Source organism: Flagellimonas alginilytica, from assembly GCF_042134605.1.
In the GTDB taxonomy this organism is placed as follows: Bacteria; Bacteroidota; Bacteroidia; order Flavobacteriales; family Flavobacteriaceae; genus Flagellimonas; species Flagellimonas alginolytica.
This window is the reverse complement of the sequence record NZ_CP169638.1, coordinates 643,915-665,444: the sequence shown is the minus strand read 5'-3', so window position 1 is coordinate 665,444 and position 21,530 is coordinate 643,915. Positions and strand designations below refer to the sequence as shown.

At 41.4% G+C, this 21,530-nt stretch carries 16 protein-coding genes; 9 read left to right on the top strand and 7 right to left on the bottom strand.

Annotation, left to right across the window (positions count from 1 at the left end; translation table 11 throughout):
• Window positions 1-2: 2 nt before the first annotated feature.
• Window positions 3-2,465, bottom strand: a complete 2,463-nt coding sequence (locus ABTP35_RS02930) for a TonB-dependent receptor (protein WP_293294014.1) — start codon at window positions 2,463-2,465, stop codon at window positions 3-5.
• A 163-nt stretch (window positions 2,466-2,628) separates the two neighbouring features.
• The gene (kdsA, locus tag ABTP35_RS02925; protein WP_293294016.1) at window positions 2,629-3,447 is read right to left on the bottom strand and encodes a 3-deoxy-8-phosphooctulonate synthase; all 819 of its coding nucleotides are present in this window, start codon (window positions 3,445-3,447) and stop codon (window positions 2,629-2,631) included.
• Between the two features lie 73 nt (window positions 3,448-3,520).
• Here kdsA and ABTP35_RS02920 point away from each other — a divergent pair, with 73 nt between their 5' ends.
• From ABTP35_RS02920 to ABTP35_RS02905, 4 genes are all read left to right on the top strand, one after another.
• On the top strand, window positions 3,521-4,102 hold the full coding sequence (locus tag ABTP35_RS02920) for a hypothetical protein (RefSeq protein WP_224837522.1): 582 nt from the start codon (window positions 3,521-3,523) through the stop codon (window positions 4,100-4,102).
• Between the two features lie 65 nt (window positions 4,103-4,167).
• Window positions 4,168-4,725: a hypothetical protein gene (locus tag ABTP35_RS02915; RefSeq protein WP_293294019.1), complete on the top strand. Its 558-nt coding sequence runs from the start codon at window positions 4,168-4,170 to the stop codon at window positions 4,723-4,725.
• Window positions 4,726-4,822: 97 nt separating this feature from the next.
• Complete coding sequence (typA, locus tag ABTP35_RS02910; RefSeq protein WP_293294021.1) at window positions 4,823-6,619, top strand: translational GTPase TypA; 1,797 nt, start codon at window positions 4,823-4,825, stop codon at window positions 6,617-6,619.
• Between the two features lie 90 nt (window positions 6,620-6,709).
• A complete protein-coding gene (locus ABTP35_RS02905) occupies window positions 6,710-7,606 on the top strand; it encodes a hypothetical protein (protein WP_293294023.1) in 897 nt (298 codons plus the stop codon).
• A 7-nt stretch (window positions 7,607-7,613) separates the two neighbouring features.
• On the opposite strand, the gene ppgK is transcribed toward ABTP35_RS02905, so the two are convergent.
• The 4 genes from ppgK to ABTP35_RS02885 all read right to left on the bottom strand — a co-directional run bounded on the left by ppgK (window position 7,614) and on the right by ABTP35_RS02885 (window position 10,919).
• Complete coding sequence (gene ppgK / locus ABTP35_RS02900) at window positions 7,614-8,375, bottom strand: polyphosphate--glucose phosphotransferase (protein ID WP_252079067.1); 762 nt, start codon at window positions 8,373-8,375, stop codon at window positions 7,614-7,616.
• Window positions 8,376-8,470: 95 nt separating this feature from the next.
• On the bottom strand, window positions 8,471-9,154 hold the full coding sequence (locus ABTP35_RS02895) for an ATP-binding cassette domain-containing protein (protein ID WP_293294028.1): 684 nt from the start codon (window positions 9,152-9,154) through the stop codon (window positions 8,471-8,473).
• A 77-nt stretch (window positions 9,155-9,231) separates the two neighbouring features.
• The gene (locus tag ABTP35_RS02890; protein ID WP_293294030.1) at window positions 9,232-10,362 is read right to left on the bottom strand and encodes a DUF3137 domain-containing protein; all 1,131 of its coding nucleotides are present in this window, start codon (window positions 10,360-10,362) and stop codon (window positions 9,232-9,234) included.
• A gap of 11 nt (window positions 10,363-10,373) precedes the next feature.
• Window positions 10,374-10,919, bottom strand: a complete 546-nt coding sequence (locus ABTP35_RS02885) for a LemA family protein (protein ID WP_293294032.1) — start codon at window positions 10,917-10,919, stop codon at window positions 10,374-10,376.
• Window positions 10,920-11,176: 257 nt separating this feature from the next.
• On the opposite strand from ABTP35_RS02885, the gene ABTP35_RS02880 reads away from it, so the two are divergent.
• The 4 genes from ABTP35_RS02880 (at window position 11,177) to ABTP35_RS02865 (ending at window position 18,823) form a co-directional block, all read left to right on the top strand.
• Window positions 11,177-14,200, top strand: a complete 3,024-nt coding sequence (locus tag ABTP35_RS02880; RefSeq protein ID WP_375334448.1) for a tetratricopeptide repeat protein — start codon at window positions 11,177-11,179, stop codon at window positions 14,198-14,200.
• Window positions 14,201-14,212: 12 nt separating this feature from the next.
• Entirely contained in the window at window positions 14,213-15,964 is a 1,752-nt protein-coding gene (locus ABTP35_RS02875; RefSeq protein ID WP_293294036.1) for a TonB-dependent receptor, read from the top strand.
• A 147-nt stretch (window positions 15,965-16,111) separates the two neighbouring features.
• Window positions 16,112-17,161: an OmpA family protein gene (locus ABTP35_RS02870; RefSeq protein ID WP_293294038.1), complete on the top strand. Its 1,050-nt coding sequence runs from the start codon at window positions 16,112-16,114 to the stop codon at window positions 17,159-17,161.
• A gap of 42 nt (window positions 17,162-17,203) precedes the next feature.
• A complete protein-coding gene (locus ABTP35_RS02865) occupies window positions 17,204-18,823 on the top strand; it encodes an amidohydrolase (RefSeq protein WP_293294040.1) in 1,620 nt (539 codons plus the stop codon).
• 118 nt (window positions 18,824-18,941) lie between these two features.
• Here the strand turns inward: ABTP35_RS02865 and ABTP35_RS02860 are convergent, their stop codons facing one another.
• Window positions 18,942-19,475 (bottom strand): DUF2911 domain-containing protein, encoded by a 534-nt coding sequence (locus tag ABTP35_RS02860; protein WP_293294042.1) that lies wholly within the window; start codon window positions 19,473-19,475, stop codon window positions 18,942-18,944.
• Window positions 19,476-19,716: 241 nt separating this feature from the next.
• Between ABTP35_RS02860 and asnB the strand changes: the two genes are divergently transcribed.
• Complete coding sequence (gene asnB, locus ABTP35_RS02855; RefSeq protein ID WP_375334447.1) at window positions 19,717-21,387, top strand: asparagine synthase B; 1,671 nt, start codon at window positions 19,717-19,719, stop codon at window positions 21,385-21,387.
• Window positions 21,388-21,530: the final 143 nt, after the last annotated feature.

Sequence of the window (21,530 nt, the reverse complement as noted above, 5' to 3'; positions counted from 1 at the left end):
TCTTAGAATTTATAAGTGAAATTGGCAGAAAGACTTCTTAAGTTTTGAGGGCTGATGGTTGACCAACCTTTGTAGTAGTCTTTGTTGGCAATGTTGTCCAGTTTCAAAGTAATTCTGAAATCCCTGGCATCGTAAAAGGCGGATGCATTAAAAATGGTGTACTCGTCAATTGCAAACGTACCATTGGATCTATTAAAGATTTTGTTCTCGCTGGCGTAGTTACCTCCAAATCCAAGTCCAAAGTTTTCCAAAGTACCTTGGGTAAATCTGTAACTTGCCCATAAGTTGGCCAAGTTCATTGGCCCGGCGCTCTCGGGTCTAAATCCTATAAAGCTGGCATCACCCTCTACCAGTTCACTATCATTGTAACTATAGCCGGCAACAATGTTCAATCCTTCTATGGGAGATGCTATAATACTTGCCTCAAAACCTTTACTGGTCTGTTCGCCATCTTGGGTGTAAAAGTAGTTGTTGGCATCGGTATCGATTCGTTGCGCCACATCGGTCACGGTAATATCGTAATAGCTCAAAGTGGCAGAAAGCTTATCGTGGAACAAATTTAATTTTGTTCCTACCTCAAACTGATCTGCCTGTTCTGGATTTAATGCCCGTACTGCTTGGTTTCCGTTCGATAATTCGGTAACAGGGGCCACATTACTAAAGCCGTTCATGTAGTTGGCAAATAGGGAAACCTTGTTTAAAATAGGTTGATATACCAAACCAAATTTTGGGGAAAACGCGGTTTGATTGTATCCATCGTTAGAAAAACGGTCCACACGTAAACTGGCCATTGCGGACAATTCCGGCAGTAGGTTGATTACGTTTGAGGCATAGGCACTGAAAACCTCTTGCTCCGCCTCACTGAATTGCGCTCCTGGATTGGCCAAGGTGGCGATACCGGCATCCGCTCCTGCTTGTGTCAGAACACCAGAGTCGTACAAGCCGGTGCCCATAGGTGTTCCAAAGTAATTGTGCAGGGCAGGGGCAGCAGTTTGGAACTCATCGGTGTTTCTTCCAACATAGGCAAACCCTTGATTTCCATAACCTGTACTATTGTTTATAGTTCTTGTTTTGAGGTAATCCAAGCCCACTACCAAGCGGTTTCGCATGGTTCCAATATTAAAATCCCCAATAAAGTTCTGTTGAATATCGGTCCCCAATGTCTCAGAGTTTTGTTTACTGGTGTAGCGCGCCAAGATAATGCCGTCTTCAAGGGGTGTTCCGGAAACCGCTTCAGCGGTCGAGGTAACTTCATATAAATATGAGTAATAGCCATCAGACTTTGAGTTGGATCGCGATATAACGGTCTGGGAAGTCCATGAATCATTTAAAATGTAGTTCATCTGACCTTGTAGACTGTATGTTGGGGTATCGATATATAAATCGTTGCTAGTGTACGAACGTTTAAAGTCGTAACCCAATTCATCCAAATTGGTCACGCGTAGAGGTGAACCGCGATCTAGGAAAAGCATGGTTTGGTTAGTGCTTCTACCGTTATAAAATTCGGTATTGATGTTGAAAGAGAGTCTATCACTTGCCTGAAATGCCAATGAAGGGGCAAAAAAGAAGGATTTTCTAAACCCAGCGTCCTGGTAGCTGTTCTGTGTGTGGTAAGCCGTGTTCACACGAAGAGCAATATTGTTTTGGGAGCCCAAGGTCGTATTTACATCGGCGCTTACCCTATTAAGGCCATAACTGCCAGAAGTATAGGAGATGTTTCCTCCAAATCCATAATAAGGTTTTTTAGTGTTGATGTTGATCAAACCTCCATAGGAAATTAAACTGCTCCCGTACAGAGTTCCCGATGGACCCTTGATTACTTCGATGGATTCTATATTGGCCGGATCCGGACTTCCGTTGGTCAAGCTGGGCAATCCGTTGATCATAGTAGGTTGAACGGCAAAACCACGAAGGGAGAAATAACCTGCACCATCGTTGCCCCTACCTGTAGACTCCCAAAGTTTGTCGATTCCTGGTGCGTTTTTAAGGGCGTCATCAAAATTGGTGACCACTTGGTCTTGCAACAATTCGGTTGAAATGGAATTGTACACCTGTGGATTTTCAATATCCTTTAATGGCATTTTGGAAACATAAACACTTGCCTTCCGAGAAAATTTGTTCACTTGACTCCCTTCGACAACAACTTCATTCAGTTGTTCTTGGCGTTCTACCAGAGTAATGGTCTGTACGTTTGTGGTTTGATCGGCGTAAACACGAACAGTTTTGTTCTGTGTACCAAAACCTACCATAGAAAACGTTAAAGTATAAGCGCCAGGGGCTAGGTCGGGTATTTCATAGTTGCCAGAATAATTGGTGTTTGTCCCTAAGCTCGTATTGGAAACGGCAATATTGACATTGGCCAAAGGGTTGTTGCTTTGGTCTGTTACTTTTCCTGAAATGTTACCTGATTGCGCTTGTGCCAAGGAATAAAAAGCCAAGCTTAGTATGAGGAGTAGATGCTTCATTTTTTATTTGTAATTAGTCTAAATAAAATTCGATGCAAATGTAGGTTTCAACACTTGATTGAACAAAAAAAATTTAGACTAATTATAAATAATAATCTTAGGTGGAGATTATCTACTTGTTAAGCAGGGTATTGCGATATAAAATTTAACAGTATTAAGTTGCTTAAAGAGAATTGATTGTGCTACGGATAGCGGTTAAATCTGTTAGCAGTTTCTCCAATAGACTTAAATCCAGCATATTGGCGCCATCACTTTTGGCATTCGCGGGATCAAAATGGGTCTCCATAAAAAGGCCATCCACACCTGCCGCGATTCCAGCACGTGCCATTGTTCCGATCAAAGCGGGCCTACCGCCCGTAACTCCCGATGATTGATTGGGCTGTTGTAGGGAATGGGTAACATCCAGCACAACAGGAGCGTATTGTTTCATAGTGGGAACTCCGCGAAAATCCACGATCATGTCCTGATACCCGAACATAGTTCCCCGATCGGTGATCCAAACTTGTTCGTTACCAGAATCGGTCACCTTTTTTACAGCATGCTGCATGCTTTCAGGACTCATAAATTGCCCTTTTTTTAAGTTAACGACCTTGCCGGTTTCCGCGGCTGCCACAACTAAGTCCGTCTGCCTAACCAGAAATGCCGGAATTTGCAGAACATCAACATATTCTGCCGCCATGTGGGCATCGGAAATTTCATGGATGTCGGTAATGGTAGGTACTTTAAAAGTTTCTGAAACTTTTTTTAAAATTTTCAAGGCCTTTTCATCACCAATTCCAGTAAAAGAATCAATACGGCTACGGTTCGCTTTTTTAAAACTCCCTTTAAACACGTATGGAATGCTCAACTTGTCCGTTATGGCTACAACTTTTTCTGCAATTCGCATGGCCATATCTTCGCCTTCTATGGCACAGGGGCCCGCCAACAAGAAAAAATTATCGCTTTCGGTATGTTTTATCTGTGGAATTTTGGTGATGTCCATTTCTTAAAGTTTGCACAAATATAGTATTAAACCACGGTATCCTTTTTAGATTTATGAGGATAAAACATAAGCCATGAATTATAAATATCTGTTGCTCGCCCTCTGTTTATTCCCTGTACTATCCACTGCGCAGTGGCAGGAGCGCGGCGGTACTTTTGATTTGGCCCATTTGGAACGTCATCAGTTTAAATTTAATCTATTGAGTCCCGGCTTTACCTATGAGTTTGGGTTGTTTAAAAATCAGAGTGTCTCCACCAATTTAGGTTTGGCCCTGGCGACTTATGAGGAAGGTTACGTGTTTGGTTTGGCCTCCAATAACCGCTATCGCTACTATCATAATTTTAATAGGAGGGATAGGATGGGAAAAAATACATCAGGAAACTCAGGAAATTACATTGCCGCGGCCCAGGCCATTTTTTTTTCGCAATTGCGGATTGCAACGGATGTGGAGGGACCGGACGATTTTAACCTTGGATTTTATGGCATGGTCTACGGTATCCAGCGTACTTACGAAAAAGGGTTCAATTTTAATCTGGAACTGGGAGCGGGATATTATAAAGGTGATGGTGTGCTAAATGGTTATGGCCCACTGTTCAATTTTACTTTTGGATGGGTGGCGACCAAAAGAAAGAAAAAAGACCCTTATTTTGATTAAATAACACCATTACAACATACTATTTTAATAAAGTTGGGGTTATAGTACTACCAAATTAACCTACAATGCGTCGCTTCTTTATTTTGGCATTCCTGTTCTCAGGTGTTTTTATGTATGCCCAATATGGTAAAAATTGCGAAATCCGTCAATTTAAACTCAATGCTTTCAACCCTGGTATTGAGTACGAAATGGCATTGGGTGTCAACAGTACTTTGGATATTAGGGTAGCATACCAAGCCGCTCTGGAACCTGCGAGTTCCAAACCCATAGAAGATTTTGATTTTTTCCCGGCCATAACGGTCCAAAACAGATATTATCACAATTTTAATGGAAGAGAGCGCCGCAGAAGATCTATTTATGGAAACTCTGGGAATTATATTGCACCGAGTGTTGCCGTTTTTTCTCCCGGGGATCGAGTGGTAGAAGGTCGGTTAGTAGATGGGATACATGGCTATGGCGGTGTGGTCTACGGGGTTCAGCGTAGTTACGATTCGGGATTTAGTTTCTCTATAGATGCAGGTGCCGGTTATTATGTAGGCCCGTTCAAGGGTGCTATACAGCCGGTTATCAACTTAAGTATTGGTTGGATTATTAGCGAAAAACGTTGGTGTGTTGGTTTGTAGGTTCGGAACTATCACTAAATCAATAAGATAAAAATAACATTAAGGTGTGCTGACAAGAAAAAAATAGCAGTATCTTTGCGGGCTTAAAATTTAGGTTATGTCCAAAATCAAGAACATTGCAATCATTGCACACGTAGACCACGGCAAGACAACCTTGGTCGATAAAATAATGTACCACTGCCAGTTGTTCCGAGAAAACGAGAACAAAGGCGACCTTATATTGGACAACAATGACCTCGAACGAGAACGTGGGATCACCATTGTATCCAAAAACGTTTCCGTTGTTTATAAAGACACAAAAATCAATATAATAGATACCCCTGGTCACGCCGATTTCGGTGGTGAAGTAGAGCGTGTATTGAACATGGCCGATGGGGTTTTGTTGTTGGTCGATGCTTTTGAGGGACCAATGCCACAAACGCGTTTTGTGCTTCAAAAGGCTATCGATCTTGGATTAAAGCCTTGTGTGGTTATCAATAAAGTGGATAAAGAAAACTGTACCCCGGACGAAGTACACGAGAAAGTGTTCGATTTGATGTTTGAACTGGGCGCAGAGGAGTGGCAGCTGGATTTTCCCACGGTTTATGGTTCTGCCAAAAACAACTGGATGGGTGAGGATTGGCAAAAGCCAACCGAAAATATCGAGCCACTTTTGGATATGGTAATCGAGCACGTGCCAGAATTTAAACCAGAGGAAGGTACCACCCAAATGTTGATCACATCGTTGGATTTCTCCTCATTTACAGGACGAATTGCTATTGGTAGATTACAAAGGGGAACACTTCGTGAAGGGCAACCAGTTTCTTTGGTAAAAAGAGATGGTTCCATCGTTAAAACAAGAATAAAGGAACTTTACACTTTTGAAGGTCTTGGGAGGTTGAGAGTTGAAGAGGTCGTAGCAGGAGATATTTGTGCCATTGTAGGTATGGAAGGTTTTGAGATAGGTGATACCGTTGCCGATATCGAAAGCCCCGAAAAACTAAAGACCATTGCGATCGATGAGCCAACAATGAGCATGCTTTTTACAATTAACGATAGCCCGTTTTTTGGTAAAGACGGAAAGTTTGTTACTTCAAGGCACATTAAAGAGCGTTTGGAAAAAGAATTGGAAAAAAACTTGGCGCTTCGTGTTCAAGAAACCGATAGTGCCGATAAGTTTTTGGTGTATGGTCGAGGAGTATTGCACCTTTCGGTATTGATAGAAACCATGCGTAGGGAAGGTTATGAGCTTCAAATTGGACAACCACAGGTAATCATCAAAGAAATTGATGGTGTAAAATGCGAGCCAGTAGAGCACTTGACCATCGATTTGCCAGAAGAAGTATCCGGAAAGGCTGTAGAAATGGTGTCCATCCGAAAAGGAGAGATGACCAGTATGGAAGCAAGAGGTTCCCGAATGGTCTGTGAATTTATAATTCCATCAAGGGGAATCATTGGACTAAGAAACCAATTGTTGACCGCAACGGCCGGAGAGGCTATTATGGCGCACCGGTTCTTTGAATATCAACCACTAAAAGGCGATATCGCACAACGATTGAACGGATCTTTGGTTTCCATGGAAAATGGAACGGCAATTCCTTATTCCATCGATAAACTTCAAGAAAGGGGTAAATTCTTTATTGATCCAGGAGAGGATATCTACGAAGGACAGGTCATTGGGGAAAACTCCCGTCAAGATGATATGACAGTAAATGTGACCAAGACCAAAAAGCTTTCGAACGTCCGTTCTGCCGGAGCAGATGAAAAAGCCAAAATTGTACCGGCCATTAAGTTTTCTTTGGAAGAAGCGCTCGAATATATCCAAAAGGACGAATACGTGGAGGTTACTCCCAACCACTTAAGAATTCGAAAAATCTATCTTAAGGAAGTAGATAGAAAAAGAAATAAATTATAAAATGGAAAAGCCCCTTTAAAAAAGGGGCTTTTTTATTGAAAGGATTTTTTGTCACAACGACTTACTGTAATCAAACCTAAAGCAAATAACATGAACAAAACCATTTTAGCAATAGCATCAATTTTACTTGTCGTTTCTTGCAAGGAACAGGCAAAGCAGAATCCCGATTCCGAGATTGAGATTACTACAAAAGAAAAAGTTAAAAATACAGTTCCCGTTCCAGAAAGCTGGATCAACAACAGAGTGAAAAAAGCAGAAGAACGCTTAGTCTCGTCAGAAGCAGGACAAGTAGTTTGGGCTGCTATGAAAGCTCATGGAGGATTGGATACTTGGTATAAAAACGGACCATTGGGAATGCTTTTCAAATATCAGCCGTTGGACGGTAAAACCCCGCGTGATAGTTACGAAGTAGTGGATGTCTGGAACAATAGGGTTGTGCACAATAGTATTGAAAATCCTGATGCCAAATTCGGGTTCACAGGAAAAGAAGCCTGGATAAAGGCCGAGGATTCCACAGCATTTAATTACGATGTTAAATTTTGGGCACTTACACCACTTTATTTAATGGGACATCCGTTCGTGGAGGATGGAGAAGGGGTTAATTTGGAATTGCTCCCGGATACCACTTATAAGGGTAAAAAGAACAAGGTGGTAAAAGTAACCTATGACCCTGGCACTGGAGATGCACCGGACGATTATTACATCCTACATTTTGATGCAGAGACCTACCTTCTCACTGCAACACGTTACATTGTTTCGTACCCGGAATATTTTAAGGATGGCGGGCATAATCCAGAAAAATTTATGGAAGTCGGGGAATTGGTAAATGTCAATGGTGTATTGCTTCCAAGTGAATTGAAAACGCATTGGACAGTAAATGGAAAACCAGGTGAATATATTACCAAAATAGAAATTTCCGAGATGGAGTTCAAATCAGGGCTGCCGTCCAACTTTTTTGATGCGCCGGATGGGGCAAAAAAACTGTAATATGGATTTATTGGTGCAAGTGTCCGTGGTGTTGTTCCCTTAAACATGCCACGGCCGCCCCAATAATACCGGCATGGTTCATAAGTTCTGCTTTTACCACTTTTGTCTCAATCTTGATATTGTGACTGAATTCTCCCCATTTTTTGGAAGTTCCACCACCCACAATAATAAGATCCGGTGAAACGATCAGTTCTACATATTTTAAAAATTTATTGAACCGTTTGCTCCATTTCTCATAGCTAAGATCCTCTCGTTCTTTGGCGGAAGCGGCTGCCCAAGATTCTATTTTTTTGTATTTCTTATATGGAATTTGGCCCAATTCAAAATTTGGGATCAAGACCCCATTGTAAAAGGCGCCACTTCCCAGTCCGGTGCCAATGGTGATCATGATCACCAAACCATTTTTTCCTTTTCCCACACCATAGTTCATGGATGCGTAACCTGCGGCGTCGGCATCGTTAAGTACGGTAAATTCATGATTGGTGTATTCGGTGAAAAGTTCATCAATATTAACGCCTACCCAACTTTTATGGAGATTACCGGGAGACATGCAGACCCCATTTTTAACAATGGAAGGAAAACCACAGCCAACGGGCCCTTCGTAATTGAAGTGCTTCACAATTTTGGCCACTACTTTGGCCATGTCCTCTGGTTTTTTTGATTTTGGAGTTGGGATTCGGAAGCGTTCTGTTAACATTTCCCCAGTTTCGGCGTTCACCAAGGCACCTTTAATGCCCGATCCGCCAATATCAATACCAAGAATTTCCATATAGGAAGCGAAATTTGTTTAGGCAAAGTAACAAAAACTTTCGGTGATCAGGCAAATGTTTTGTAAATGAATGGCTTACAGTGTAATGCGTGTTGTTAAATTGCCTTTTGGATTACTTCAAAAACCTTGCTGCCATCGCACTTCAATGTTTTGTGCGGATATTTTAGGATAAGGGCGTAATCGTGGGTAGCCATTATAATGGTACGTCCATTTTGATTGATATCCTGCAATACCTTCATCACCTCTACGCTGGTCTGTGGGTCAAGGTTGCCCGTAGGCTCGTCTGCCAAAATAAGTTCAGGATCGTTCAAAAGGGCACGGGCAATGGCAATCCGCTGTTGCTCTCCGCCCGATAGTTCGTGGGGGAATTTAAAACCTTTGGTTTTCATACCCACTTTATCCAAGACTTCACCTATTTTGTCGTCCATTTTTTTTGGGTCGGTCCAACCGGTGGCCTTAAGAACAAATTTAAGGTTGTTGTTTACATTTCTATCTGGTAGCAATTTAAAATCCTGAAAAACAATGCCCAATTTTCTTCGTAAAAAAGGGATGTCCTTTTCCCGCATGGTTTTTAGGTCGAAATCTACAACATTACCGCTCCCTTGCCTTAAGGGGAGATCGGCATAGAGCGTTTTCATAAAACTACTTTTGCCACTTCCGGTTTTACCGATCACATAGACAAAATCACCCTTTTTTACTTCCAGGTCTATATGGTTGAGCACTAGGTTCTCATTTTGGAAAACAGCGGCGTCTTGTAATTTTACGATAGTCTCGGGCATAATTTTATTTCAAAGGTTACACAAAAATATTTGAAAAAATGGAACTCAGAATTAAAACGTGATACGAATCTGTAAATTTAAACAGGTTTGGCAATCGATTCCCTTTTCCAGATTTTGGAATTTAGGTTGAGGTCCTCCACGATATCAATAGCCATTAAAACATCTTCATACAGTAACTCCAACGCATTTGATCCAATCAAATTTTTACTTTCTTCCAATCGTAAAAAACCATAGGCATGGTGTACCGCAACATACAGTTTGTTATTTTTGAAAGAGAGCATTATTGGTTTGTTGATTTTCTTTTTTAAGTGGGTTATTCGTTGCATTAGCAACGGTGAAAGAATGTAGCGTGCCTCTATTTGGTCTGAACTATAAACCACAAATTCATTTTCAAATTCGGTATCCTCAAGGTTTACCAGTTGATTGTTGTTTAGATTCAAGGATTGGAAAGTTTTGGCCAAGTAGCCAATTCTTTTTTCCATTGAATCGGGAAGTATGATGGTTTTACCCTTAAAATTTTTATTAAACTCCATTACAGCGACCATTCCCAAAAATGTACTTCCAACCTGTTCAAACGTGTACCTTTTAAACAACCAGGGCCTAATATAGGTAAAGGTGAGGTAGAGGTAGTTGAACAACGGAATATATAGAAAGTAAGAATAGGGGTTGCTACTTAAGGTTTTAACTGCTCCCATGGTTATTTTTGTATGGCCGACTTTTCCGGAAAGTAAGCCATGGGTGAGATTGTAAATGGAATTTGTTCCCTTGTTTTTATTAAATCGGAGTCCTAGCGGCGAAATCAATTCGCTCTCTGCTATATCCTTACCGTTGATCTGTTTGCTTTCATAATACTTGAAAGATGGAGCGGTTTTGGCAAGGAAAGTTTTTAGAATCTCTTTTTCGATCTTAACATACTTCGCTTTCGCTTTGTTCGAAACCGTCATAAACACAAAAAAGAGTCCCCAGAACAAAAGCATTATCAGTTGGGGAGAAAGGTAAGGCAGTTTATTGTTGTTGATAATTAATGTCCATGTAGGTAAAAGTGAACTGAGCAGGTAGAAAACCAATGGAATTGAAATACCTAGTAGAAGCACGCCAAGCAAAAACAAGGAGTTTGCAAATAAGAAAAATCGATATGTTTTCCTGTATTTCTCTGCCAGTACCAACAATGGTAAAAGTTCTTCTCTGGTTTTAGCGAAATTGATCATGGATGCTATTTTTAAAAGGATACTTTGGGCTGTATGGCATCGGACGGATCGATTTTGTACAAGTCCTGGTTGGTATACCCCATTGCTCGCCCCATAATATTAGAAGGGAACATTTGCAATGCGTTGTTAAAGGCATTTACTGCAGCGTTGTAGGCCCGTCGGGCGGCGGAAAGCTGTTCTTCGACCTCATTTAAACTGGATTGCAAGAGCATAAAACTCTGGCTGGCCTTTAGGTCAGGATAGTCCTCCATCGAAACGTTTAGTTTGCTGAACAGTCGGTCCATTTCGCTCTCTAGATTCAATCTTTTATCGATAGAAAGCTTATCATCGACTACCTTTTCCCTTAATTTGGTTATGGAGATCAGTGTTTCGCTTTCGTGCTTTAAATACCCTTTTACCGTATTGACCAATTGAGGAATTAGGTCGCTCCTCTTTTTTAGCATCACATCTATACTGCTGTATGCTTCTTTTACCTTATTTTTTTTACCTATAAGGTTATTGTACAAAAACACAATGAACAATAGGACAATGGATAATGGAATAAACAAGTAGGTCATCTCAACAATTAAAAATTATACAATGGAACAATGATAGAGCATTGTCCGTTTTACGATGTTAAAAGGCTTTTGCCCTTTTATGTTGAGGTTTGATGGAAATTGCCAACGAGGTCTTTTCGGCATTTGGTCTAAAATTACTATTTCATGTCAATAAATCAAGCGCAGGGTCGTAAATTTCGGCAAATGACATTTGAAATATACTTTGGCCTTAATTTTGACGTTATGATTAAAGTCAATCGAGAACAGCGTAGAACACTATGAATCGAAACAACCTTCTATTAATTCCCATTTTTATGGGAACTTTTTTTGTGCTTTCCGCGCAGGAAACCAAGATCCACACTCACGAGAACAAAGCGTATCAAGATGCCTTGGCGCTCTACAACAATGAGCAATACCAAGCAGCGCAAAATATTTTTGAGTCTGTCAAAGCCAACACTAAGGATGGGGAAACCGAAGCCAATAGCGCCTATTATGCCGCTAATGCCGCCATTCGACTGAATCAGCGAGGAGCGGATATAATGATGGAGGATTTTGTGGAACGTTATCCCACGTCCACCAAAAGGAATTCTGCTTTTTTGGATGTGGCCGACTACTATTTTGAAACGGGAAAATACCCCTATGCGTTAAAATGGTACAAAAAAGTGGATGAAAGCTCCATGCCCTATTCGGAGCGCGACCGCTTTAATTTCAACAATGGCTACGCATTGTACGCATCCAAGCGCCCGCAAGAAGCAGAACGCTATTTGAACAAAGTGACGACATCTCAAAAATATGGTTCACAGGCCAAATATTATTTGGGATATATCGCTTACGAGCAAGACGACTACAACTCTGCAAGTGCCCGGTTCGACCAGATTCAGGACCCCGAATTGCTAGATGAAAAGTTGACCTATTATCAGGCTGATTTGAATTTTAAATTGGGCAAGTTTGAAGAAGCCATCGCGTTGGCCAAAAAACAACTGCCCAAATCCAATCGTCAAGAAGTTTCGGAATTGAATAAGATCATTGGTGAAAGCTATTTTAATTTAGAACAATACGCCGAGGCAGTTCCTTATTTGGAGGAATACAAGGGCAAACGTGGCAAATGGAACAATACCGATTTCTATTTGCTCGGATATAGTCATTACAAGCTCGGTGATTACCAAAAGGCAATTCAGCAATTCAATAAAATTATAGGGGGCAGCAATGCTGTTTCCCAAAACGCATATTACCACTTGGCGGAATGTTATTTAAAGTTGGATAAAAAATCCGAAGCCTTGAATGCATTTCGAAATGCTTCGCAGATGGAGTTTAGTCCAGAAATTCAAAAAGATGCTTGGTTGAACTATGCCCGATTGAGCTACGAAATCGGTAATGCTTACGAACCTGTTCCCCAAGTGTTGACCACGTACTTGGAAAAATACCCAAAGGATGAGCATCAAATGGAAATTCAGGAACTTTTGGTGGATTCCTATATCACCTCTCGCAATTTTGAAGGTGCCATGCAACTTTTAGAAGAAAACCAGAACTATGCAAGCAAGGAGACCTATCAGAAAGTGGCCTACTACCGGGGAGTGGAACTTTTTATTGATGGTGATTACGAAGGAGCTTGGGAACGATTTGATAAATCTCTGAAAAGTGCAGATAATGCAAACTTTGAAGCACACGCACTCTACTGGAAGGCGGAATCGGCCTACAGATTGAACCGTTTTGAGGAAGCTTTGGTGGATTTTGTGCGGTTTCAGAACTCGCCAGCAGCCAAATCACTTTCAGAATACGAGCAGTTGGATTATAATTTAGGCTACTCGTACTTCAAACTAAAAGATTACAACAACGCTATATCCTATTTTCAAAACGTGGTGAGCTCCAATGCCATTGATGAGGAAAGAAAGAATGATGGTTATCTAAGATTGGGCGACAGTTACTTTGTAAACAGCAAATACCAATTGGCCAAAAAAGCTTACGACGCATCATCCAAAATGAACGGGCCAGAGCGTGACTATGCTGCATTTCAAAAAACACTTTGCGATGGATTTTTAGGTAACAATGCTGCAAAAATTGAAGGCTTGAACGCATTTTTGAGGATGTTCCCAACGTCATCATTACGAGATGATGCCTTGTTTGAATTGGGTAATTCTTACATCAACAATAACCAAGAAAGTTTAGGACTTCAGACTTACGATAGGATTGTGGCCGAATATTCCGGGAGTAAGTTTGCCCCTCGAGGACTGCTCCGATCTGGGCTGGTGTACTACAATTCCAATAGAAACGACCAAGCATTGAGCAAGTTAAAAGAAGTAGTTCAAAAGTACCCGAAAACCCCAGAAGCCAAACAAGCGGTGGCCACAGCTAAATTGGTGTATGTGGACGAAGGTCGAGTAAGCGAATACGCAGCCTGGGCCGGAAGTTTGGATTTTGTTGAAGTAACCGATACCGAGTTAGACAATGCCAGTTTTGAATCCGCAGAGCGAAAACAAATTGAAGGTAAAACCGCAGCAGCAATCCGTGGCTATGAAGATTATTTGAACGAATTCCCTAACGGACTCCATGCGCAAAACGCCAATTTTGCCTTGGCGCAACTATATTTTGCTAATGGAGAAAAAGATAAGGCCCTGTCAAAATACAAAGCTGTTGCTGATGGAGGCAATGGGGAGTATACCGAGCAGGCCTTGACACGTGTTTGTGAGATTTATGTGGATAAGCAGGATTACAACAGTGCTATCCCTTATTTAAAAAGATTGGAAAACACGGCCGATATTTCAGAGAACAAAACCTTTGCCCAGTCCAATTTGATGAAAGGTTTTTACGGTCAAAAGGATTATGAACAGACCATCGCCTACGCCGAAAAGGTACTTAGCGCCTCCAAAATAGATGATCGTATAAAAAGTGATGCGCAGATCATGATCGCCCGTTCGGCTATTGCAACGGATAACGAAAGTTTAGCCAAATCTGCCTACCAAGAGGTAAAGCAAATTGCATCAGGTGAGCTCGCTGCCGAAGCTTGGTATTATGATGCTTATTTTAAGAATAAGGATGGGGATTTTGAAGCCTCCAACGAGTCCGTTCAAAAATTGGCCAAGGATTATGCAGCCTACAAGGAGTGGGCGGGAAAAGGTTTGGTAATCATGGCGAAGAACTTCTACAATTTGGGAGATGCCTTCCAGGCCACCTATATTTTGGAAAGCGTTATTTCCAATTTTGCCGAATTTGAGGAAATCGTTGCCGATGCAGAAATTGAGTTGGCCACCATTAAGGCCAAAGAGGCAGAGAGCAATTCATCCGTAGACCCCAATCAAAACTAAACGAGACACAGCATGCAAAAGAGAACCTATATATTTTCATTACTATTTTTGAGCCTTTACGGATCAGTTATCGCCCAGGAAGAGGATAACATTGGTACGGAAACGGTAACGGTGGTAAAACCGTATTCCCCGACCGTTTCGGATGCCTTTAAAATCAAGTCGTCTCCGAGTTTGAACGATTCCATTGTGCTGCAAAAGAAGAAAATCAATTACAGCATATTTTCAGTCCCTGTGGCATCGACATTTACCCCAGCAAAGGGCAAGGCTTCGGGAGTTGAGAAAACACCACCGCCCACCTTGTACAATTCATATGCCTCGGTGGGATTGGGCAATTATAACAATGCCCTGGTCGATTTTTATACCAGCCGTGAATTTAATCGGGGCGAAGACCTTTTGGACTTTGGTTTGACCCACAATTCTTCAAGAGGTGACTTGGATTCCACACCTTTGGATACCGATTTTTACAACACCAAGCTCAACGCTTCCTATGCCAAAAAAGATCGCTATTTGGATTGGGGCGCAAGTATTGGCTTGCAACATCAATTATATAACTGGTACGGCATCCAGAGTGAATTGTTCAGTGAAGATGAAATCAATGCAATCGACGAGACGCAAAATTATTTTAATGCCCAGGCCAAGGCCCATTTTAATATGGAGGATTCCTATTTTAAAAGTGGAGAGCTTTTGTTGAGACGCTTTTGGGATGCCACCGAATCTGCGGAGAACCGTGCGGTAATCAACCCAACTTTTGAATTGCCAATAACCGAGGAATTGATTACGATTGCTGCCAAAGTGGATTATGTTGGAGGTAGTTTTAAAAACAGTGACATCAATATTTTTGATAATCAGGGGGAGATGAAATATGGGCATCTTCAGGCTGGGGTAAACCCAAGCCTTTTGATTCTAAGAGATGACTTGACCATTAATCTAGGTGCCAATATTGTTTACGGATTGGATATCGAAAACAGCGAGAACAATTTTTACATCTATCCTGCTGTAACGGCCTCTTACCGTGTTATGGAAGAAAATGTAATTGCTTATGGAGGAATAGAAGGTGAGTTAAAGCAAAACTCCTATTACGATTTTGTGAATGAAAATCCGTATGTGTCGCCAACGTTGGACATTATGCCCACCGACCAGCAATACGAAGGGTATTTGGGACTTAAGGGCCAGCTAACCTCCAATATCGGTTATAATCTTAAAGGATCCTACATGGCGGAAAATAGAAAGCCGCTTTTTTATCAAAATACAGTCAATACTTCCAGAATGGATGAAAAGAGCTATTACTACGGTAATTCTTTTCAGGTTTTTTATGATGATGTAAAAACATTGGGTGTTTTTGGTGAAATAAATGTAGATGTAAATCGAAATTTTTCTTTAGGGGTAAACGCAGAATTCTACGATTACGATACTGAAACGGATAATCCGGCCTGGAACTTGCCATCGATAAAAGGATCCCTGTTTTTGGACTACCAGATCACCGACCAATGGTATATGGGTGCCAATCTGTTCTTTGTGGGCGAGAGAGATGCTTTGACCTCAATTGCACTAACCGATAATGTGCCACCGACCATTTCCTATTCGCCAATTACCTTGGATTCGTTTTTTGATGCCAATGCGCACCTTGGCTATCGTTTCAATGATCAGCTCTCCATCTTTTTAAAAGCTTCGAATATAGCAAATAACAATTACCAACGATGGGCCAATTTTAGAGTACAGGGATTCCAAGCATTGGCAGGGGTCTCCTATAAGTTTGATTTCTAGTTTGTAGGATTTTACGCAATAAATTATTGAAAATACCGTTCATTATTTTCGGTCAACTTGTTGATGTACCCATAGTTGACCTTTCTTATTTTGAGGAAAATAATGGAGCCAAGACCAATATTTAAAAGACTTCTATGCCTTTTTTTGATGAATTCCTTCTTTGGAATTGGTCAAAATTTGGTTCATAATGGAGGTTTCGAAGAATATTCTTCCTGTCCTGTTAAAATGAGTAATCTAAATAGGGATGCTGCTTACTGGAGCGCTCCGACCTTGGGAACAACCGATTATTTTAATCAATGTAGTAGAACCAAGTTGGGTGTCCCCATGAACTTTAAAGGTAAACAAGAACCCTATGAGGGTGCAGCATATGCCGGACTCTACTTGTTTGCTCCAAAGGATTATCGCGAATATATTCAAGTGCCGTTGACCGAAACCCTGCAAAAAGGTAGTCGGTACAGGTTGACCTTATTTTTGAGCCTATCCGAAAAATCGGATGGTGCTGTTATGGATATGGGCGCCGTTTTATCCGATAGACCCTTATCTATTTATACCAAAAAAGAACTGTCTCAAAGTCAATTGATCGCCACTTCCGCACAAACTACCCATATCAAACAATTTCCAGTATCAAATTATTATCAGGATAAACAACAGTGGATGGAGTTAAGTTTTGATTTGGTAGCCAAAGGATTTGAGAATCATTTGATCCTGGGAAATTTTAAAAGTAACGCAGGTACCGCATATATAGATAGCAAAGACCCTTCAAATAATAAGGAAGGTTATGCCTATTACTATTTGGACGATATTTCTTTGGTCTATTTAGGACCGGAATACAAGACCAACGAAGTGTACGTTTTAAATCATGTAAATTTTAATTTTGATAGGTTCGACTTGCAACCCAAGGCAAAACAAAGTCTCCGGGATGTTTATAATTATTTGCAGCAAAACCCGGATTTAAAAGTAGCTATCAGTGGCCATACGGATGATCTGGGTTCCTCAGAATATAACAATGTGCTCAGTCGCGAAAGGGCAAGTTCGGTCGCCAATTACCTTATAACTTTAGGGTTGCACAAAAACCGGATTTCCTATCAAGGATATGGTGACAGTAAACCATTGGATACTACTCTGACCGAAGAAGCACGGAGGAAAAATAGAAGAGTAGAGTTTGTTGTGACAGAGTTCGAGGATGACAATCCCTAAAATTTCAATCACTTTTTCTATTTTTGGAAGAAACCATCCAAAATGAAAAAGTACGTTTTACTGCTCTCCATATTGTTCATTATTTCTTGCCATACCAAGGAACAAGTGGACCTAATTGTATCCAATGCCAATATTTATACGGTAGATGAGGATTTTTCCAAAGCGACCGGCATTGCGATAAAAGACGGAAAGTTTGTAGAAGTCGGGGATACGGACGAAATCAACAAAAAATATACTGCCCAAAACAGTTTTGATGCCCAAGGTAAAACCATAGTTCCGGGACTTATAGATGCACACTGCCATTTTTACGGATTGGGGCAAAATCAACAAGTGGTCGATTTGGTCGGCACGGAAAGCTATGAAGAGGTTATGGAAAGGGTGGTGGCCTTCCAAAAGGAACGCCCATCCAATTTTATTCTTGGTAGAGGTTGGGATCAAAACGATTGGGAGGTCAAAGAGTTTCCCACCAAGGATAAACTAGATGAATTGTTTCCGGACACGCCCGTGGCTTTGGAGCGCGTGGATGGTCATGCCTATTTGGTCAATCAAAAAGCCTTGGATATGGCCGGCATTACTGCTGAAACAAAAACCGAAGGTGGGGAAATTGTAAAGGAAAATGGTAAAATCACCGGTGTATTGGTGGACAACCCCATGGGATTGATAGATCAAGTGATTCCCAAAGCAAGTTTGGCACAAAGTATACAGGCGCTCAAGGATGCAGAAGCTATTTCTTTGGATTATGGCCTCACTACCGTGAACGATGCAGGTCTTCCGAGGGAGATAGTTGAGTTGATCGATAGCCTACAGCAAGCAGGTGAATTATCCATTAGGGTATATGCAATGATCTCCAATTATCCAGAAAATTTGGATTACTTTTTGGAAAAGGGAATCATCAAAACCAATCAATTAAATGTACGTTCCGTAAAGGTATATGGCGATGGGGCCCTTGGTTCGCGAGGTGCGGCCCTAAGAGATCATTATTCCGATAAGCCTGGCCATTTTGGTGCTATGGTAACACCCGTGGACCAAATAGAAGCACTGGCTCATCGCATTGCGGAAACCGATTATCAGATGAACACCCATGCAATTGGCGATTCTGCCAATATTGTGGTGCTAAGGGCCTACGAAAAAGCACTAAAAGGTAGAACGGACCGCAGATGGAAAGTGGAACACGCGCAGGTAATTTCGCCATCCGATTTTAACTATTTTGAAAAAGGAATCATTCCATCCGTACAGCCAACACATGCTACAAGTGATATGTATTGGGCAGAAGACCGTTTAGGCAAAGAACGGGTAAAAGGAGCTTACGCATATAAAGACCTGTTGAACAAAGCAGGACTGGTTGCCTTGGGAACCGATTTCCCAGTGGAGCAGGTAAATCCGTTCTTAACCTTTTATGCGGCGGTCGCCCGCCAGGATGTGGCACAATACCCTGAAGGTGGTTTTCAGATGGAAAATGCCTTGAGCAGAGAGGAAACTTTAAAGGGGATGACCATTTGGGCGGCCTATTCCAATTTTGAGGAAGAAGAAAAAGGGAGTATTGAAGCGGGAAAATTTGCAGACTTTGTGGTTCTGAGCGATGATATTATGACAATCCCATCCGAGGATATTCCCAATATAACTGCAGAACATGTGTTCTTGGGTGGTGTTCAGAAGAAATAATGCCCCCTATGTTGATTTAAACTAAGTGAGGAAACCAATCTATAATAGGTTTTGTTGCAAAAGAACAATAAAAAAGCCCCTTAAAAAGGGGCTTTCGTATTTTTAGAACGACCATGTATTAATAGCTGATCGGTAAAGAGACTCTGGTAGTTCCCCATCCCATAACCATATTTCCATCGTCGTCAAAAGCAACGGAGAAGGCTTCCAATTCTTCGCTATCCGAAGAAACTGCAGCAGTGGCACGTACCACATCACCGTCACTATCATAAGAATAAGCGCCCCATTGGTGTAGGTTGCTGTTCAAGATAACGGTCCATTCGCTATCACCCGGAATAGTGAACAATGCATAAGAACCTGCCTTGATCGTTTTGCCGCCAATAGTGGCATCTTTGTAAAAAGTTATTTCCGTAGCTTCATTGGCTCCGGTTCTCCAAACTTTTCCGGCAGGGGCCAATTCGGCCATGCTACGTCCCTTCAATTGTGGACGACTGTAAATAATGCGCGCAGATTTATCGTTTTCTCTAGAGCTTGCTGGATAATAGGCAATATCCGCAGGACTTTTGTCGAGTCCACTAAACTTTTGGGCCACGGCATCCGTAGAAAACACTAAACTGGCACAAAAAATCAATACTAATACTGTTAAATTCTTCATGATTGCGATTTAATTTCCGTTTTTCAGGAGTTGATTAATAGTTTTTTCAAATATACAGACGGGAAAATTAAGCGACCTTACAAAGCATTGGATAAAAATGATTTAAAAGCGCATATTATTTCAATATGAAACAGTAAGATAGTTTAATATTATAAAATATAATTAAATATCGAATAACGGTTTTATTAAATAATATTAAAGTTCATATTTGTTTTAAAATTGTTATTAAATATAATAAATTATGTGTGGTATTGTTTGCGCATTTGATGTGAAGGAAAGTACGGAAGTACTAAGGCCCCAACTATTGGAAATGTCTAAAAAAGTGAGACATAGAGGGCCGGATTGGAGCGGTATTTATGCCGATGATAAGGCAATTTTGGCCCATGAGCGATTGGCTATTGTTGATCCGGCTTCGGGAAAGCAGCCGTTGATCAGTGCCGATGGTAAATTGGTATTGGCAGCCAATGGCGAAATTTATAATCATCAAGAATTAAGAAAACAGTTCGAGGGGAAATATGAGTTCCGTACACAATCCGACTGTGAAGTGATTTTGGCACTTTATCAAGAAAAGGGAGTGGATTTTGTTGATGAAATGAACGGTATATTTGGTTTTGCCATATACGACTCGGAAAAAGACGAGTATTTCATAGCCCGCGACCATATGGGAATTATTCCGTTGTACATAGGTTGGGACAAAAACGGAACGTTCTACGTGGCTTCCGAGTTGAAAGCTTTGGAAGGCACTTGTTCCAAAATCCAACTTTTTCCCCCTGGTCACTATATGCACAGTTCTAACGGTGAATTTGTACGCTGGTACAAACGGGATTGGATGGAATATGATGCAGTTAAGGAAAACGAGACCAGCATTGCAAAAATCAAAGATGCATTGGAAGCTGCGGTACACCGTCAATTAATGTCAGATGTGCCTTATGGCGTACTATTGTCCGGTGGATTGGATTCATCGGTAACATCGGCCATTGCAAAAAAATATTCCCAAAAAAGAATCGAGTCCGGGGACACGGCCGATGCTTGGTGGCCACAATTGCACTCTTTTTCGGTAGGCTTGGAGGGTTCTCCTGATTTGGCGGCGGCCCAAATGGTGGCCGACCATATTGGAACGGTCCATCACGAGATCAAATTTACCATCCAAGAAGGGTTGGATGCCATAAAGGACGTTGTTTATAACCTCGAAACATACGATATTACAACCATAAGAGCTTCGACTCCAATGTATTTAATGGCCAGGGTGATCAAATCCATGGGAATTAAAATGGTCCTTTCGGGTGAAGGAGCGGACGAATTGTTCGGCGGATATTTATACTTCCATAAGGCCCCTAGTCCAAAGGATTTTCATGAAGAAACAGTAAGAAAACTGGACAAGCTGCACATGTACGACTGTCTTAGGGCCAATAAATCCTTGGCGGCCTGGGGCATTGAGGGGCGTGTGCCCTTTTTGGACAAAGAGTTTATGGATGTGGCCATGAGCATAAACCCAAAAGATAAAATGATCAACGGCGAACGCATGGAGAAATGGGTAGTGCGCAAAGCATTTGAGGATTATTTGCCCGAAAGCGTGGCCTGGAGGCAAAAAGAACAATTTTCCGATGGAGTCGGGTACAGCTGGATAGATACCTTAAAAGCTTTAGTGGAAGAGGAGATTTCGGATGAGCAACTAAAAAATGCCCATTTTAAGTTTCCAATTCAGACCCCTACATCCAAAGAAGAGTATTATTACCGTTCAATTTTTGAAAGTCATTTCCCTTCCGATGCGGCGGCTATGAGCGTGCCGCAAGAACCATCAGTGGCATGTAGTACCAAAATTGCCCTGGAGTGGGACGAGGCATTCAAGAACATGAACGATCCATCGGGAAGAGCTGTGGCTAAGGTTCATACCGATGCATATGTGAAATAACCCCTGTTTAAACCAACCAAACGATATGAAGCAGTTAATCTAACATGTTTCATTTTTTAATTAGTCAGAAAGCCCCTTTCCCGAGGGGCTTTTTAGTTGTTCGGACCATGTTGGGGTACAAGCAATAAAAAGAGGCTGTTTTC

Bases quoted from the DNA above. Each gene is read 5' to 3' on its own strand.
- ABTP35_RS02930 (WP_293294014.1), bottom strand. From the start codon at position 2,465: ATGAAGCATCTACTCCTCATACTAAGCTTGGCTTTTTATTCCTTGGCA.
- kdsA (WP_293294016.1), bottom strand. From the start codon at position 3,447: ATGGACATCACCAAAATTCCACAGATAAAACATACCGAAAGCGATAAT.
- ABTP35_RS02920 (WP_224837522.1), top strand. From the start codon at position 3,521: ATGAATTATAAATATCTGTTGCTCGCCCTCTGTTTATTCCCTGTACTA.
- ABTP35_RS02915 (WP_293294019.1), top strand. From the start codon at position 4,168: ATGCGTCGCTTCTTTATTTTGGCATTCCTGTTCTCAGGTGTTTTTATG.
- typA (WP_293294021.1), top strand. From the start codon at position 4,823: ATGTCCAAAATCAAGAACATTGCAATCATTGCACACGTAGACCACGGC.
- ABTP35_RS02905 (WP_293294023.1), top strand. From the start codon at position 6,710: ATGAACAAAACCATTTTAGCAATAGCATCAATTTTACTTGTCGTTTCT.
- ppgK (WP_252079067.1), bottom strand. From the start codon at position 8,375: ATGGAAATTCTTGGTATTGATATTGGCGGATCGGGCATTAAAGGTGCC.
- ABTP35_RS02895 (WP_293294028.1), bottom strand. From the start codon at position 9,154: ATGCCCGAGACTATCGTAAAATTACAAGACGCCGCTGTTTTCCAAAAT.
- ABTP35_RS02890 (WP_293294030.1), bottom strand. From the start codon at position 10,362: ATGATCAATTTCGCTAAAACCAGAGAAGAACTTTTACCATTGTTGGTA.
- ABTP35_RS02885 (WP_293294032.1), bottom strand. From the start codon at position 10,919: ATGACCTACTTGTTTATTCCATTATCCATTGTCCTATTGTTCATTGTG.
- ABTP35_RS02880 (WP_375334448.1), top strand. From the start codon at position 11,177: ATGAATCGAAACAACCTTCTATTAATTCCCATTTTTATGGGAACTTTT.
- ABTP35_RS02875 (WP_293294036.1), top strand. From the start codon at position 14,213: ATGCAAAAGAGAACCTATATATTTTCATTACTATTTTTGAGCCTTTAC.
- ABTP35_RS02870 (WP_293294038.1), top strand. From the start codon at position 16,112: ATGAATTCCTTCTTTGGAATTGGTCAAAATTTGGTTCATAATGGAGGT.
- ABTP35_RS02865 (WP_293294040.1), top strand. From the start codon at position 17,204: ATGAAAAAGTACGTTTTACTGCTCTCCATATTGTTCATTATTTCTTGC.
- ABTP35_RS02860 (WP_293294042.1), bottom strand. From the start codon at position 19,475: ATGAAGAATTTAACAGTATTAGTATTGATTTTTTGTGCCAGTTTAGTG.
- asnB (WP_375334447.1), top strand. From the start codon at position 19,717: ATGTGTGGTATTGTTTGCGCATTTGATGTGAAGGAAAGTACGGAAGTA.